The sequence below is a fragment of the Alcanivorax sp. HI0044 genome, assembly GCF_001634945.1.
This window is the reverse complement of sequence record NZ_LWEZ01000856.1, coordinates 1-15,505: the sequence shown is the minus strand read 5'-3', so window position 1 is coordinate 15,505 and position 15,505 is coordinate 1. Positions and strand designations below refer to the sequence as shown.

The window sequence follows — 15,505 nt, the reverse complement described above, 5'->3', positions numbered from 1 at the left end:
GCCCATAGCTATGCCTCCGATCTGGAAAGGGCGGGGGGGAGTTTTATTGATACAGTGCGTCGCTCAATCGCGACCATGAAAAGCAGAAATGTTGGCAAGGAACTTCTTGCTGACTTGCTAGGTGAGACAGAAAAGTTGAAGACTATGATTGAAAATAAAGAGCTGACACTGGAGAAAATGTCTCGGATGAAAGCTGATATAGAAGGCATTTAAGATGTCATTGAAGGATCAATATTTAGGCGTTGATGGTGTTGAGAATTTTCTTTCCTTTTTTAGCCGATCAATTAGGCAGCTTCGCGCTAACTATAATGAGTTGTTTTCTCATTATGAAGAGTCTGTTCGCATTGTTTCTGACCAAAAGGAAAGTATTGAAAGGTCGATTAAGTATGGTGAAGAAAAGAGTAAGGAACTAAGGTCGGCTTTGTCGTCTGGTGCCACGTTCAAGAGAGAGTACGAGAAAGCCTCTCAGAGGTGCAAGGATATTGAAGGCGAGCTTAAAGTTATGGCGGGATCCATGGCTGAGTTACAGAGTCGCTACAATCTGGTTTGCTCTGCCACTTCTCCTATGACGTCTTTGTCTGATCGCTATTTGGAATTTCGCCGCTTGGTTGATCATCAGCTCTTGCCGCTTATTAATCGGGTTGCAGTAGTGACGAATGAGGCAGAGCAGATGATGAGAATAAGATCGGCGGATGATGAGTTTCGACTCTCGGAGTCGCTTAGCTCGTTCTCAGAGCGAACTGTGGTAGCTGTGGCGGGTGGTTTTAGTAGCGGAAAGTCTTCATTTATAACCAGCCTTTTCTTGAGTGATGATGTCAGTCTCCCTATTGGGATTGAGCCTGTGACAGCCATTCCCACCTACGTTTTTCATGCGGACAAGCCAGTAGTTAGCGGTTACCCATCCGGGGGTGGGTGCTTTGAAATACCCCAGCATATTTATTCCCGTTTATCACACAAATTTGTTGAAGAGTTTGGTTTTAATCTTCGAGATTTGTTGCCTTTTATTTCACTTGAAGTTCCCATGGAGTCATGCCGTAATTTGGCCTTTATTGACCTGCCAGGCTATAACCCCGGTGAGCGTGGTGGTTCAACTGGTGGCGATAGATCTGCATCTGATGAGTATTTGAATCAGGCTCAATCTTTGATATGGATGATCGGTCTCGATTCCAGCGGCACAATTCCACGTGATGACTTAGAGCATCTTTGGGATTTGGCCGAAAACAATACCCCTCTTTATGTGGTGTTGAATAAGGCAGATCTTCGCCCTGAGTCAACCCTGGATGATGTGTTGGATCAGGTGGCAGACGAGCTGGAAATGGCAGGCATTCCCTATGAAGGGCTTTGTGCTTATAGCAGCGAGTACGGGGGTGAGCTTGCTTTTCGTAAACGACCTCTTTTTGAGGTCCTCGATGAATGGGACAGGCCTCGTTCATCAACAAAGCATGTTATGGATAAAATTGAAGCGGTGCTTTCTTCCTACGAACAGGCATTGAAAGAAGATATTGACAATAGAAAGAAAAAAAGAGCTCTTGTTAAAGCCCTTGAGCTAAATCTTCTGGAGTTGGGTGCCTTTGAAGAAGATGACATTGTTGATTTTAATATCAATAAATACATGGACGAGAATAATGGAGGGTCACGCGATTCTGATTTTAGAGAAACACCGGTGTCAGGGTGGATGTATCAATTATCAGCATTTCATGGCCTGAAGAACAGTGATAAGAGTAAGGTCGGCTCTGCCGACAAAGAGGACCATCAAGTTATTCTTGATAAAGATAATCCTGATCAAGAATTGAGTTTAGTTGAAAAAGTAAGAGATCAGATAAGTTCTCTTCGACTGGATTATGGGACTAAGCAATCTGAACGCGATCTGGAAGACTTGGTGTCTACTCGGTCTGCTTTTTTGAGGCTTCTTGCGTAGCTTCCAGTAAGCATTAGCACCCTGGTGTTTCACCAGGGTGCTGTGCTCTTCACTGCTCGGGAATCACAACCGATATCTCATCGGTGCCCACTTCCTCAATAGTGATGAATATCTGCTCACCCGTATCAAGAATAGCGTTGGCGGTGTAAAAGCCGGTGCGGACTTCTTCGTTGATGGTCACCGCTTTGCACTTTTCGTCGCTGTAGTATTGCTCACGGATGATGTCGGTAACGATGGCACAGGCCGTATCAGTAACAACAACTTCATTGGCTCCTACGCTGATTCCAAGTGACAGAATGAATGCCGCAATCCAGCCCCAGAAGTAGTAGCTCTTTTGTTTCAACAGGCTGGCGCGTTTCCACAGATAAACAGGAACAATAAAGATCATCCAGGAGGTTGGTGATTGGTGGCCGGCGGCTTTCAGCTTCCGTTCATCCAGGGAGCAGAGTGCAATGTTGGCCAGTATGTAGAGCCAGATCAGCTCTGTGCCAACCATGATCTCGATGAGGCAGCCGATAATGGGGACAGCGACGACAGCCCAGATGTATTTGTTATCGACATCTGTGCCGGCCAGAGGGGGTGGTGTATTGCTGTCTGCCTGCTGTTGGACGAACAGGCTGGATAGGGCGGTGTTTTCTGCGGCTTGCCAGTCACCCTGGCCACTCCAGACCTTGGTGTCAGGTTTAACGGAGCCGTTACTAACCAGGGCGGAGATTTCGTCAAAGCTGACAGGGCCGATTTGTTTGCCGCTGTTAGCGTAGTACCAGTTCATGGTTTCTTCTGTCATGGTCTATTCCTTATTGTTGACATAGTGATGCCGGCGTCCCCAAGTACGCCGGGTCATGCTGTTAATGGAGGGGTATCAGTTGCATTCCGGTTGATTGGGGAAGCCGCACTGGAAAAGGGTTTCCACATCTTTCTCGTTGCGTTTTTGAATTTTGCTGACGACGGTTTGTTGATCACCGATATAGCCGCCATCGGCGTGATAGCAGTCTCTGTCTACGCAGAGTAGAAGGTGTGCGGGTTTCTCCTCCCCTGCACAGGCGGTTAGCAGGGTGGCTGATGCAAACAGAGTGAGAAGGTATTTCATGGCATTCTCCTTTTTGATTTATCGACTTGGCATGAGTGCCAGAGAGTTAAAGGTTAGAAGTGTTGCGCGACACTAGGTGTCGCAGGGTTGCTGAGACTGGGTAATAAGAATGAGAAAGGGGATAGAAACGTATGGCCGCTGACGCTGCTGTCGATAACAAGTCATTTCGCTTGCTGGCATTGCTGCATGCGCTTCCGGTAGCGCCAAGAAGGATGGAAGCCAAAGAACTTCAGCAGGTGCTACAAAGCGAGGGGTATGTGTGTGATAAGCGCACTGTCGAAAGGGATTTAAACCTACTGCTGGAATCGCAGTTCGGTTACTTGATTGAGTGTGACGATAGAGCTCGTCCTTATGGCTGGAGCATCTGCTCGGATCAATATTTGTCCATCCCCGCCATGGACGAGAAAATGGCGGCGACCTGGTTTCTGGTTGAGCGCTATTTACAACCGTTGATGCCTCGTGATGCCTTGCAGAAGCTCGCTCCTATATTTGATGCGGTGGACGCTTGGTTCAAAAAGCACAAGCCGACAGGAGGGCGTAGCTGGAAAGACAAGGTTGCCTATGTGCCTCGGGGCTTCTCCTTGCAGCAAGCATCGGTTCCTGCAGGGATTGTGGATGCTGTCTATGGCGCGCTTTATCGCAACCGGCAGATGGATATCTGGTACAAGGACAGGAAAAGCCCCAAACGCGTTCACCCTTTGGCTTTAGTGGATCGAGGCGCTGTTCGTTATTTGATCGCCCGTTTCGAGGGTTATGATAACTATCGTCACCTTGCTCTCCACCGTTTGAGTCGGGTCGAAATTTTGGATGACCCGGTGCAGGGCATGCGGGCATTTGATCTCAATAGCTACCTGCGTAATGGCAATATGAATCTCCCTTACGGAGAGCGTATTTCTCTTGAGCTTCTATTTTACGATCAGGCGGGGGACCACCTTTACGAAACCCCGCTCAATCAGAGCCAAAAACTGGCTAAGTATGACGAGGGGGTTATTAAAATGACGGTAGATGTTGAGCATACGGAAGAACTGAAATGGTGGATCCTCGGCTTTGGTGCCAAGGTCGCCGTGCTTGCCCCGGCATCACTCCGTGACGAGATAGAGGCTGAGCTGGAAGCGGCGGTGCTGCGCTATCGGTAGTTGAGGCGGGGGTTATTCGCCCCCGCTCACTTTTGCCGAAAGGGCCTCTTTCAGGCTGGTTGACTGCTTTGAGGCACTGGGGTCCTGGTTGGCCTCATTGCGATAAAACTCCTCCGTAACCTGAAGCCCCTCATCCTCTGAATATTCGAACTGCGCATTCATCAGGCCTGCCTGAGCAACCTTGTCTAATTCGGCCTGATTGATTCCCAGATTCGCCTGAGCCTGGGCTTCTTCCCTGGCATGGATGACAGCCTCTTTCATGGACTGATCGGCCCTCAGCGTCAGATCCACGTAGTAGATCGGCGTCCGGTGGCTTTGGGTGGTGCTCTTGCCGCGTAGCTTCAGCTCCAGGGGCAGGGTAGACAGGTTGCCGCCACTGATGGCGTGGAAGTAGCGCAGTCGTGCGGCCAGGGTGCGAATGCTGTTGTAGCCGGTGGTGCGGAACACAAAGCAGCCCAGCTCATCATCATCGCCAATTTGGACGTACAGCCGACCATAGGGTTTGCACAGCCCATGGCTGCCATAGTCACACAAATCCGGTGACGGGCAGGGCAAGGATTCCAGGCCCTTGTCGGTATGACGTCGGCAAGCTTCCCCATCACCGGCACACAGCGGTCTGCCGCTCTTGCGCTCGAAGAAGGTGTACTCGGCCCGCAGGTTCAGGTCTGGGTCATTGAAGGGCAGGGCGATGGGAATGCTACGCAGCTTGCTGCTCTGGGTTTTCTTGCGCAGGGCCTCATCGAGCGGGTGAGGTAGCCAGCCTTCTTTAGTCTGGATCTGGGTGGTGATGGTGAATTGATCGTCTTTCTCCGGCAGACGCTTGCCGTTCTTCTCCACTACACGGCCAATACTGATGCGGCCGATCACGGGTGGGGTAATCGCGAGTCCTTTGATCATGGGATTCTCCTGATAGCAGACACGGACATGCAGCCGGGCTTGGCCCGGCTGTTATGCCGCTTGAGGTTTGGGTTAGGGATTGGGGCGCACCAGGAAGCGGCGACTGCCCGCCTTGTGCTTGGGGTATTGCTGGAGTAGTTCCGGTTGGTCCCGAAGCAGTGCCTTGGTATCCAGGCCGGTGGAGTCCTTGCTGCGCTTCCAGGTCACAGAGCCCTCGGTGAGGGTGGCCTTGCTGGCTAGCCCCATGGTTTGCTGGATGCGTTGCTTGAGGGTGGATTCCCGCGCGGTCAGTCGGCCCAGGGTGTCACGCAGATCCAGCAGCTCATTGAAGTCGCCTTCCATGGCCGGGTTATCCGTGAGATCCACAGTTTCCCCTTTGTCCTGAGGGTAGAGTGCTTGCAGGGCGTTCCCGGCAGAGTCGGAGCCATCCGGGTCCGGTGGGGTGTCCGCTTCAACCAGTTGCCAGAACTCTCGCTCCAGCTCGTACAGGTGCGCGATCAGCGCCTCATCCCGCTCGATGCGATGAATCTGCAACTCCTGCCCACAGATAAGCACGGCCACATCGGCAGCCTGCTTGCCGGTAACCGCCAGCTGATGCTGCACCTGACACTGGATGTACTCGGGAACCCCGTCTGCCCAGAGCTTGGCCCCGTATTGTCCCGTGGTCTTGCATTCGAGTATCTGCACATCGTTATTACCGACGACAGCGTAATCCAGGTTGGCGAGCATCCAGGGCTTGTCGTCATCGGGGTGCTGCAGCACGGCATTGACGCGCCGAACCTTGTTGCCGGTGATCTTGGCGTAAGCCTCGGCCACCTTCGGCTCCAGCAGGGTGCCCCAGTACAGGGGGGATTGAATGTCATCGGGATCAGGGGCGGGTAGCAGACCATCCCGTCCGGTCTTGATCATCCACAGTTCCAGAGGGGACTGGTACGGGCTGATACCTACCGCCGCAGCGGCATCACTGGCACCGATCCCCTGCTTGCGGATCTTCAGCCAGTCTTCGCGGTTCATGCGTTTGGTGGACACCAGGCGCAGGGCAGGGCGCTGGCCGGGTGAGGTACTTTTCGGTTGTGCCATAAGATGGCTCCAGATAAAGAAAAGCCCCGGCACAGTGGCCGGGGCTGGGGGTAAGGAATGAGAGGTGAATGTGAGTGATGTCTAAATGACATCATGCGGCGCGCCCTGACGACGAGGGCGACTCATCGCCCATCTCGAAGAAGTCATTCACCAGCGCTTCGATATAACGCTCAGCCTGCTTGTTGCTGGGCAGCTGCCCGGTAGTGAGCAGTTGCTCACCCAGCCACTCGCCTAGCTCGCTGACCACTTCGTACTCGAAGATGCCGGGGCGGCCACGGGGCTGATACCAGATGTGGGAGACCGTTTGCCAGAGCGGGTCCAGGTATTCACAGGACGCGATGATCAGCTCGATACAGCCACTGTCCCAGGCTTCCAGTATCCGGCGGGGCCGGCGAGGATCGCCGGGGTGGCACATCAGGCCTTCATGCAGGAACGCGCCCCACACCGCTGATAATTCAGCAGGCATAGGGCGGCAGTCCCATACCGCCAACAGGCGGTAGAGCCATTTCAGGTTCATGGTGTTCTCCAGGTTTCTTTTAAGAGGGTGTAGAGAGAAGGGGGAGATGTAAGCGATCAGGCTGGATCAGGCGACCAGCAGTGAGGTTTGTTCCAGAGCGCGTTGCTTGATCTGAGCGCCCTTGCCGAACCAGGCGGAATCCAGCCGGTTGTCGGTGCTGCGGGCGCGGCGTTCGTGGTCCACGAACTCGGTTACTGCATTGAGCAAGCCATAGGCCGTGCTCTTGGCAGACGGCAACTCCGCGCCGCGACCGGCCCCGTCATAAAGAGACATGGCCTTCTTCATGGCCTGTTCGTTGGGCTTCACCAGCATGTCACCCGATGAGTAGTTCACATCGGTGAAGACCGAGCGCATGACCCTCTCGGCGGTCTTGCGGGTGATCCGACGTTCGCTCAGGGCCTTCAAGTGATACATGAAGTCATCCCAGGCGGAGACGGAGATCCCCAGCTGCTTCTTGACGGCTTGGGCATCGAAGGTGGTGTTGTGGCGGACCTTCACCGCCTGGCCGGCGCCATTGAGGGCTACCGCCAGGGTGTTATTGCACACCACCCGGATGCTGGTGAACTGGGCAGTGGTGGCAAGGGTGCCGTCACAGGCAGTGGCCAGCAGCACATAGCCGTTGGTCTGGTCATTGCCTGCCAAGGAACCCGTTTGCCCGGTGCGGGCCAGCGCCCACAGCTTGCGGCCCCCTTTAAGCACCCCTGCAGTCTCCAGCTCGAAGCCGGATTGTTCAGTGAGATCGCGGTAGAACTCCAGTACCTCACGGGGTTGAACCACCTTGAAGCGGTTACTCACTACTGACAGGGGCTCCTGATTGTCGGAGCGGAACAGCACTTTCTGATCCGGGAAGGATGAGATCTGCCCGAGAGTGCCTGCCTCGCTACTGATAAAGCGCACCGGGGTCTCACGGATCTCCCAATCCATGCCGGCTTCGCGCATCCAGACTTCCAGAGGTTGTTGGTTGGCCAGCTGGTTGCCCAGCCCGTGCCAGGGTGTGCGGCCCACATAGGCCATGTTTTCGACAAGATGTGCCATGGTGAATCTCCAATGAATAATGAGAGGGTGATGAGAAAGGAAGGGGTTAAACCATGCCGCGTTCAGCCAGGCTGACCCACTCGGAACGGGACACCACAAAGTGGTCGAGTACCCGCACATCAATCAGCGCGAGGGCGTCAGACAGGCGCTTGGTGATTTGCTGATCTGCCCGTGAGGGCTCACAGCAGCCGGAGGGGTGGTTGTGGGCAAAGATCACGGCAGCGGCATTGCAGGCCAGGGCCTGCTGCACCACCACACGGGGATACACCGCTGCGCCATCAATGGTGCCGGTGAACAGGGTCTCGAAACTGAGCACCTTGTGTTTGTTGTTGAGGAAGATGGCCGCGAAGACTTCGTTCTTCTCTTGGGCCAGAGCAAGCTGTAGAAACTGTGCGACATCGGTGGGCGCAGTTAGCGCCTCCCGGCTCGTCAGGTCATCCAGCAGGATGGTGGCCGCCGTACTGACAATCTCCTCGGGTTTGACGCAGCCTTGTACGTGGTACAGGCCCTGCTCGTTCTTTACGAAAGTGGGGATATCCATTCAGGCCTCCAAAGGGGCATAAAGAAGCCCGCACAGGGCGGGCTTCAAGAGAGAGGTAAGGGAGCCGGGGTTACTCGGCATCGAGGCGAAAGCTGTGTCCGCAATCCAGGCATTCCAGGTTGTCGAGATAGGTGTCGTCGAGCTTGGCGCCCAGCGCCGCACCCGCTTCACCGCCGGCCACACCTCCCGCCAGTCCACCAAGCACTGCACCGGCGATACCGCCGATGGCAGATCCGGCAGGACCGAAAGCCAGGCCGACAGTCGCACCGACACGAGCCCCGTTAGTGGCCATGGTGATTCCACTGGCGGCACCGGCAACCGTGCCGACAGAGCCACCTACCTTGCGGCCATTCTGCAGGGCGACAACGCGGATGGACCGGCAGGACGGACATTGAATGATCATGAAACCTCCATGAGATGGGGCCAAGAAGGCCATTCCTTCCTGGCTTCATAGAGGTGATATATGCCTGAAAAAATCTGGAATCGTGGGCCGCCAGTTAGGGGTTGGAGCCGTGCTCATACTTTCGGCAGGGGCTTTATATTGGCATTCAGAGCTGAGATACTAACGAGGTATATACGTTGTTAGTATCTTGTCGTGAGGTCGGCCATGAGTAAAGAAGCGGTTTTCACAATGAAGCTGGAGTCTGAACTCCGGGCTGAATTTATTGCTGTGGCAGAAGCGGAGCATCGGCCGGCTTCGCAAATCGTGCGTGAATTGATGCGTGGTTACATTTCGCGGAAGCGGCAGGAGCAGGAATATCAGGATTTTCTGAGGGGTAAGGTGGAAGCCGGTCGGGCTGAGATGCTGGCTGGTGAGGGGAGCCCCAACGACGAGGTGGAGGCTGAGTTTGCGGCACGCAGGGCTGCTGCGGTGGGTGACGGTAAGGCTGGCGCATGAGGGTGATCTGGACCACTCAGGCCCAGAAAGACCGTCTTGCAATCTGGGAGTATATCGCGGCGAATAATCCGGTTGCGGCAGGGGACTTGGATGTGCGGTTCTCGGAGGCGGCAAGATTGCTGGCAGACCACCCCGAGATGGGGAGAGAGGGGGTGGTGCCTGGCACGCGGGAGCTGTTCCCCCATGAACATTATCGGCTGGTCTATGAGGTTTATCAGGAGGCAGTCTGGGTGCTTACATTGGTGCATACGGCCAGGCTATGGCCCAAGCCGATGTCAGATAAAGATGGGGCGCCAGACTGAGGTCGGAATGACCCCATGGTTTCTTGTCGCCCAATGACTTGTCTTGGAAGCCTGCGCTATACTGCCGCCCGCAAGGGGTTCGGGTCCCATTTTTAGGCCATTTTTACTGGGGCCAACAGTGTGGCCAACACCCTTTTGTGCTTTTTTATTGTGTTGTAAATCAGATGGTTGGGGCTGTATTTGAGTCCGGCCTCTGTACCAAACAATAAAAGAGCCCGCTTCCAGCGGGCTTTTTTATGTCGGGCGTCTCCGGGCTCTCGATAGCTCAAACTCGTCTGTCCAGGAGAGTGTCATGACCGAATATGCCCCGCCCGCCGGTTTGCTTAAGCGCTTGATGGCGCTGGTCTATGATGGCTTTCTGGTGCTCGCCTTGTGGTTTGTGACTACGGGTATCTTCGTGCTGGTCTATCCCAAAACCGGGTTGCCGATGGAAGATATTAATGGCGTCACCCGCGCTGCGCCGGACTACCTGAAGGGGATTCTGCTGCCGCTGCTGCTGGTGGAAACCTGGTTGTTCTATGCCTGGTTCTGGATGCGTGGCGGCCAGACCCTTGGCATGCGTGCCTGGCGGTTGCAGGTGCGGGACTATCGCGGTGGGCCGGTTAAGCTCTGGCAGACCCTGGCTCGCTTTCTGGGTGCCTGCGTGTCGTGGGGCCTGTTCGGGGCCGGCTATCTGGTGGTGCTGATCGCGCCGCATCAAACGCTTCACGATCGCCTGTCCGCCACGGCCACCGTTCAGCTGCCGAAACAGGCAAAAGGCAAGAAAACGGATTGACCACAGAGAGCACAGGGTTCACTGAGGGAAAAGCAGGGTTTTCTCTGTCCCTCTGTGCTCTCTGTGGAGAAACAGCTTTTGATCCTGCTTTCGCTGCCGGGTATCCTTGCTCTCCCTTGAACTTCCGTGCCGGTACAGTACGTGAACGTCGACGATTTTGATTTTGAGCTCCCCGACGGGTTGATTGCCCGCCATCCGCCTGCTGAGCGCCGTGATGCGCGCCTGTTGGCGCTTACCCGCGATGCGCTGCTGCATCAGCAGTTTCCTGATCTGCTTGCCCATGTGCACCCCGGCGATCTGTTGATCTTCAACGATACCCGCGTGATTCCTGCCCGGTTGTTTGGCCAGAAGGAAAGCGGTGGCAAGGTTGAAGTGTTGATCGAACGGGTGGTGGATGACCACGAGGCTCTCGCCCATGTGCGCGCCTCCAAATCACCCAAGCCGGGAACTTGGCTGGAATTTGATGAGGGCATTCGTGCCCAGGTGACGGGGCGTCGTGACGCCCTGTTCATTTTGCAGTTCTCGCTACCGGGCCAAGGCTGCGACACGCTGCTGGCGGCACTGGAGAAAATCGGTCATGTGCCGTTACCGCCGTATATCGACCGTCCGGATGAGGATGGCGATATGGAGCGCTACCAGACGGTCTATGCCCGCGAACCCGGCGCTGTGGCGGCCCCGACCGCCGGCCTGCATTTTGACGATGCGATGCTGGCGGCCCTGGAGCAGCACGGGGTTGATATCGGTTTTGTCACCCTCCATGTAGGAGCAGGGACGTTCCAGCCGGTGCGCGTGGACAAGGTGGAAGACCATCACATGCACAGTGAGCGTTACCAGATCCCCGATTCCCTGGTTGAGCAAGTGGCCCAGGCCCATGCCCGGGGCGGCCGGGTGGTGGCGGTTGGAACCACCGCGCTGCGGGCGCTGGAAGCGGCCAGCCAGTCCGGAGGTTTGCAAACCGGGCAGGGCGAGACGGATATCTTTATCTATCCGGGTTACCGGTTCCGGCTGGTGGATGCCCTGGTGACCAACTTCCACCTGCCCAAATCGACGCTGCTGATGTTGATCAGTGCCTTTGCGGGTCGTGATCGGGTGATGAACGCCTACCAGGCGGCGATTGAGGCCCAGTACCGTTTTTTCAGCTACGGCGATGCCATGTTTATTGAGGGGATGCCGGAAGCCGGAAGCCGGAGGCTCGATGCCTGATGCTTTTGGTTCGGAGGAAGCGTAACGCCATGTGCTTTGTTACAAGCGTTTATGGTCCCGTTGGTTTTGATTTTTTAGCGTCAGGCGTCTTGCGTTTGGCGTTTGGCGAGTAATTCTCATGTCCCGAATGACCTTCCAGCTCAACGCCACCGATGGTGCCGCCCGCCGTGGTGAGATCACGTTTCCCCGGGGCACCATCCAGACGCCGGCGTTCATGCCTGTGGGGACCTACGGGACGGTAAAAAGCATGTTGCCCAGGGATCTGGCCGAGACCGGTGCCGAGATCTGTCTGGGGAATACTTTTCACCTGATGTTGCGCCCGGGTACCGAGGTCATCGAAGCCCACGGGTCCCTGCATGGCTTTATGCAGTGGGACAAGCCGATCCTGACTGATTCTGGCGGTTTTCAGGTGTTCAGCCTGGGCGATATGCGCAAGATTTCCGAGCAGGGGGTGGTGTTCAAAAATCCCATCAATGGCGACAAGGTGGAGTTGAGCCCGGAAAAGGCCATGCAGGTGCAGCGCTCACTGGGCAGCGATATCTGCATGATCTTTGACGAATGCACCCCGTTTCCGGCCACCGAGAAACAGGCCCGCGATTCCATGGAACTGTCCCTGCGCTGGGCGAAACGCTCAAAAGACGCCCACGAAGGCAATGATGCGGCCTGTTTCGGCATCGTTCAGGGCGGCATGTACGACGATTTGCGCCGCGAATCCCTGGCCGGGCTGGTAGATATCGGCTTTGACGGCTACGCCGTGGGCGGCCTGAGTGTGGGTGAGCCCCAGGACGAAATGTTGCGCACCCTGGGCAATCTGACCCCGCATATGCCGGAGGATCGCCCCCGTTACCTGATGGGTGTGGGCAAGCCGGACGACATCGTTGAGGCGGTGCGCCGTGGAGTGGATATGTTCGACTGCGTTATGCCCACCCGCAATGCCCGCAATGGCCACCTGTTCGTCGCCGAAGGGGTGGTGAAAATCCGAAATGCCCGACACCGTCATGATTTGGCTCCTCTGGAGGCGGATTGTGACTGTTATACCTGCCAGCATTTCTCCCGCAGCTATCTGCATCACCTGGATCGCTGCAACGAAATGCTGGGCTCCCAGCTCAATACCATCCATAACCTGCGTTACTATCAGCGGCTGATGGCTGGATTGCGGGGGGCCATTGAAGGGGGTACATTGTCCGCCTTTGTGGACGACTTCTATGCGGCGCGTGGCCAGACTACGCCAGCTCTGTAGCTATTTATCGATTGGAGTATTCAATGAACATCGCAATGCGTTCCCTGCTGGCCCTGTTGGCCACTGCCATGGTTTCTCCGGCGTTTGCAGCCCCTGCTGCCCCTGCCGGTCCGGGCGGTGTGGAGCTGATCATGCTGGTCGTGATGATGGTGGTTTTCTATTTCTTCCTGATTCGCCCGCAGCAGAAGCGTGCCAAGGAACACAAAAACCTGGTCCAGAGCCTGAGCAAGGGTGATGAAGTGGTCACCAGCGGTGGCATCCTGGGCAAGGTGGCGAAAGTCACCGATGATTTTGTGGTGGTGGAAATCAGCAACAACCTGGAAATCAAACTGCAGAAAAGCAGCGTCCAGGCCACTCTGCCCAAAGGCACCATCAAGTCGATCTAGAAGAATAGCAGCCCCGTCTTGAGCGGGGCTTTTGCTGTTGCAGTAACGCCAGCAAAACCCAATGTATCGAGCGGTTGATTAATCGTGCACGCCGGCCGCCTTTTTTCGGCGCTCCACGCACTGTCGCACTATTAAAAAACCGGCACTACCGGAAAGAACTATGACCCGCTATCCACGCTGGAAATTTTTCCTGCTTTTGGCTGCCCTCGTTGTTTGCGGCCTTTATGCGCTCCCTAATTTGTACCCGGATGCCCCCGCTATCCAGATCAGCCATTCCGAGGCGGGTGCTGAGGTGTCTGATGTGGCCAGGCAGCGAGTGCTCGGCGCCCTGGATGATGCTGGCCTGAGCCATGGTGACGGCGAAATCGTGGGGAACTCACTGCTGGTGCGTATGGGCGATACCGAAGCGCAGCTGCGGGCCAAAGACATCGCTGCGGCGACACTGGGCGATAACTACGTGGTGGCTTTGAACCTGGCGGCCACCACGCCTCAGTGGCTGCGTGAGATCGGCGCCAGCCCCATGAACCTGGGCCTGGATTTGCGTGGCGGGGTGCACTTCCTGCTACAGGTGGATATGGATTCGGTGGTGAAGAGCCGCATGGAAGCCTGGGAAGGTACCGCCAAGCTGACCCTGCGTGATGCGGGGGTGCGTTATCGCGCGGTGTCTGTGGATGGCACTACCCTGACCGCCACCTTTGCCGACCAGGTGGCTGCGGACGCCGCCCGTGCTCCGCTGCGTCAGGCGCTGGACAAGCTGGCCATGCAGCCGGCCGGTGATAGCCCGAAAATTGTCATGACGCTGAACGAAACGGCCCTGAAGGAAATGCAGGATTACGCCGTGGACCAGAACCGTACCGCGCTGAACAAGCGGGTCAATGAACTGGGTGTGGCGGAAGCCGTCGTGCAGCGCCAGGGTGCAGACCGCATCGTGGTGCAGCTGCCGGGGATTCAGGATGCGGCCACTGCCCGCCGGATTCTGGGCCGCACCGCGACCCTGGAATTCCGCCTGGTAGACAACAGTGTGTCTTCTGCCCGCCTGCGTTCCGGCATGGCGCCTCCCGGCCTGGAATTCTTCCCGTTCAAGGGACAAGAGGGCCGTATCGTCGCGTTGAATAAATCCAGCATCGCCACCGGTGATCAGGTGATCGATGCCAAGATGGGTTTTGATCAGCAAAACGGTCAGCCGGAAGTGAATGTGACACTGGATTCCGATGGCGCCCGCCGCATGCAGCGTGTAACCGGCAAGAACGTGGGTAACCCCATGGGCGTGCTGTTTATTGAAACCAAGACCGACGTGAAAAAGGTGATCGACGAGGACGGCAACAGCGTTGATCAGATGACCAGCAGCACGGACAAGTATGTGATCAATGTGGCTACCATCCAGAGCACCTTGGGCAGCCGCTTCCGGATTACCGGGCTGGATAACCCCGCCGAAGCCTCCGAGTTGGCATTGCTGCTGCGGGCGGGTTCTCTGGCGGCGCCGGTGAGCATCGTGGAAGAGCGCACCGTGGGCCCGAGCCTGGGGGCGGAAAACATCGAAGCCGGCCTCAAGTCCATGGCGCTGGGTCTGTCGCTGGTGCTGGTCTTCATGATGATCTGGTACAAGCTGTTTGGCCTGATTGCCAACGTGGCCCTGTTGGGTAACCTGGTGATTATTGTCGGCGTCATGTCGTTGATCCCCGGTGCCACCATGACCTTGCCGGGGATCGCCGGTATCGTGCTGACCGTGGGGATGGCGGTGGATGCCAACGTACTGATCTTCGAGCGTATTCGTGAAGATTTGCGGCGGGGGCTCAGTCCGCGCCAGGCTATCGAAGAGGGTTACGCTCGTGCATTTACCACCATTCTTGATGCCAACATTACCACCCTGATTGTGGCGGTGATTCTATTTGCAGCCGGTACCGGTTCGGTGCAGGGCTTCGCGGTTACGCTGTTCATCGGCATCCTCACCTCCATGTTCACGGCGATTATCGGCACCCGTGCCATGGCAGAAATGATTTACGGTCGAGGCGCCCGCGCCCCGAGCAAACTGAGCATCTGAGGCGGTTATGAGCAAAGCACCCATGAACATCAATTTTATGGCCGCCCGCAAACCGCTGGGCATCCTGTCGCTGGCGCTGGTGATTATTTCCGTGGCGCTGTTGCTGACCCGAGGCCTGAACCTGGGGCTGGATTTCACCGGGGGGACTACCGTGGTAGTAAAAAGCCCGGTGGATGTGGAGCTGTCTCAGGCACGGGAAGATTTGGCGCAGGCAGGTTTCGGTGATGCCGTGGTACAGCACTACGGTTCCCCCAAGGAAGTGAATATCCGGGTCGCACCAAAGGATGACGTGGACGCGGACAAGGTGGGCCACAACGTCTTCAATGTGCTGAAAGAGCACAATGCGGATCTGGAACTGCTGAAAGTGGAATTTGTGGGCCCTCAGGTTGGTGACGAACTGCGTGACGAATCCGGTACCGCCATGTTGCTGGCGCTTGGCCTTATGA

At 56.2% G+C, this 15,505-nt stretch carries 18 protein-coding genes and 1 pseudogene; 11 read left to right on the top strand and 8 right to left on the bottom strand.

Annotated elements, in window-relative coordinates:
- Together A3730_RS31480 and A3730_RS10115 are read left to right on the top strand one after the other, a co-directional pair.
- Positions 1 to 213: hypothetical protein (locus A3730_RS31480; RefSeq protein WP_197477417.1), on the top strand; the 213-nt coding region annotated here is incomplete at its 5' end.
- A 1-nt stretch (position 214) separates the two neighbouring features.
- Entirely contained in the window at positions 215 to 1,918 is a 1,704-nt protein-coding gene (locus A3730_RS10115; RefSeq protein WP_063538015.1) for a dynamin family protein, read from the top strand.
- Between the two features lie 49 nt (positions 1,919 to 1,967).
- Here the strand turns inward: A3730_RS10115 and A3730_RS10110 are convergent, their stop codons facing one another.
- Complete coding sequence (locus tag A3730_RS10110) at positions 1,968 to 2,705, bottom strand: DUF4339 domain-containing protein (RefSeq protein ID WP_063520876.1); 738 nt, start codon at positions 2,703 to 2,705, stop codon at positions 1,968 to 1,970.
- A 75-nt stretch (positions 2,706 to 2,780) separates the two neighbouring features.
- Positions 2,781 to 3,008, bottom strand: a complete 228-nt coding sequence (locus A3730_RS10105; protein ID WP_063520875.1) for a hypothetical protein — start codon at positions 3,006 to 3,008, stop codon at positions 2,781 to 2,783.
- 131 nt (positions 3,009 to 3,139) lie between these two features.
- On the opposite strand from A3730_RS10105, the gene A3730_RS10100 reads away from it, so the two are divergent.
- On the top strand, positions 3,140 to 4,144 hold the full coding sequence (locus A3730_RS10100; protein WP_063520874.1) for a YafY family protein: 1,005 nt from the start codon (positions 3,140 to 3,142) through the stop codon (positions 4,142 to 4,144).
- A 12-nt stretch (positions 4,145 to 4,156) separates the two neighbouring features.
- Here the strand turns inward: A3730_RS10100 and A3730_RS10095 are convergent, their stop codons facing one another.
- The 6 genes from A3730_RS10095 to A3730_RS10070 form a co-directional block, all read right to left on the bottom strand.
- Positions 4,157 to 5,041, bottom strand: coding sequence for a hypothetical protein (locus A3730_RS10095; protein ID WP_063520873.1), 885 nt, complete (start codon positions 5,039 to 5,041; stop codon positions 4,157 to 4,159).
- Positions 5,042 to 5,113: 72 nt separating this feature from the next.
- Positions 5,114 to 6,121 (bottom strand): YqaJ viral recombinase family protein, encoded by a 1,008-nt coding sequence (locus A3730_RS10090; protein WP_063520872.1) that lies wholly within the window; start codon positions 6,119 to 6,121, stop codon positions 5,114 to 5,116.
- Between the two features lie 91 nt (positions 6,122 to 6,212).
- Positions 6,213 to 6,638, bottom strand: a complete 426-nt coding sequence (locus A3730_RS10085) for a hypothetical protein (RefSeq protein ID WP_063520871.1) — start codon at positions 6,636 to 6,638, stop codon at positions 6,213 to 6,215.
- A gap of 66 nt (positions 6,639 to 6,704) precedes the next feature.
- Entirely contained in the window at positions 6,705 to 7,673 is a 969-nt protein-coding gene (locus A3730_RS10080; protein WP_063520870.1) for a DUF932 domain-containing protein, read from the bottom strand.
- Positions 7,674 to 7,719: 46 nt separating this feature from the next.
- Positions 7,720 to 8,214 (bottom strand): DNA repair protein RadC, encoded by a 495-nt coding sequence (gene radC, locus A3730_RS10075; protein ID WP_063520869.1) that lies wholly within the window; start codon positions 8,212 to 8,214, stop codon positions 7,720 to 7,722.
- Between the two features lie 70 nt (positions 8,215 to 8,284).
- Positions 8,285 to 8,617, bottom strand: a complete 333-nt coding sequence (locus A3730_RS10070; protein WP_063520451.1) for a hypothetical protein — start codon at positions 8,615 to 8,617, stop codon at positions 8,285 to 8,287.
- A 204-nt stretch (positions 8,618 to 8,821) separates the two neighbouring features.
- Here A3730_RS10070 and A3730_RS10065 point away from each other — a divergent pair, with 204 nt between their 5' ends.
- The 8 genes and pseudogenes from A3730_RS10065 to A3730_RS10030 form a co-directional block, all read left to right on the top strand.
- Positions 8,822 to 9,112 carry a CopG family ribbon-helix-helix protein gene (locus tag A3730_RS10065; protein ID WP_063520450.1) on the top strand — a complete coding sequence of 97 codons (291 nt, stop codon included), beginning with the start codon at positions 8,822 to 8,824 and terminating at the stop codon, positions 9,110 to 9,112.
- Positions 9,109 to 9,414 carry a type II toxin-antitoxin system RelE/ParE family toxin gene (locus tag A3730_RS10060; protein ID WP_063520449.1) on the top strand — a complete coding sequence of 102 codons (306 nt, stop codon included), beginning with the start codon at positions 9,109 to 9,111 and terminating at the stop codon, positions 9,412 to 9,414. The genes A3730_RS10065 and A3730_RS10060 overlap by 4 nt, the downstream gene beginning before the upstream one ends.
- Before the next feature lie 292 nt (positions 9,415 to 9,706).
- Entirely contained in the window at positions 9,707 to 10,189 is a 483-nt protein-coding gene (locus tag A3730_RS10055; protein WP_063518852.1) for an RDD family protein, read from the top strand.
- A gap of 141 nt (positions 10,190 to 10,330) precedes the next feature.
- Complete coding sequence (gene queA / locus A3730_RS10050) at positions 10,331 to 11,392, top strand: tRNA preQ1(34) S-adenosylmethionine ribosyltransferase-isomerase QueA (protein WP_063520452.1); 1,062 nt, start codon at positions 10,331 to 10,333, stop codon at positions 11,390 to 11,392.
- 127 nt (positions 11,393 to 11,519) lie between these two features.
- Entirely contained in the window at positions 11,520 to 12,632 is a 1,113-nt protein-coding gene (gene tgt, locus A3730_RS10045) for a tRNA guanosine(34) transglycosylase Tgt (protein WP_063519871.1), read from the top strand.
- Positions 12,633 to 12,655: 23 nt separating this feature from the next.
- Positions 12,656 to 13,018, top strand: a complete 363-nt coding sequence (gene yajC, locus A3730_RS10040) for a preprotein translocase subunit YajC (protein ID WP_155133407.1) — start codon at positions 12,656 to 12,658, stop codon at positions 13,016 to 13,018.
- Positions 13,019 to 13,178: 160 nt separating this feature from the next.
- Complete coding sequence (gene secD / locus A3730_RS10035) at positions 13,179 to 15,059, top strand: protein translocase subunit SecD (RefSeq protein WP_063519870.1); 1,881 nt, start codon at positions 13,179 to 13,181, stop codon at positions 15,057 to 15,059.
- A gap of 7 nt (positions 15,060 to 15,066) precedes the next feature.
- Positions 15,067 to 15,505: pseudogene (locus A3730_RS10030) on the top strand (protein translocase subunit SecF); the annotation flags it as partial.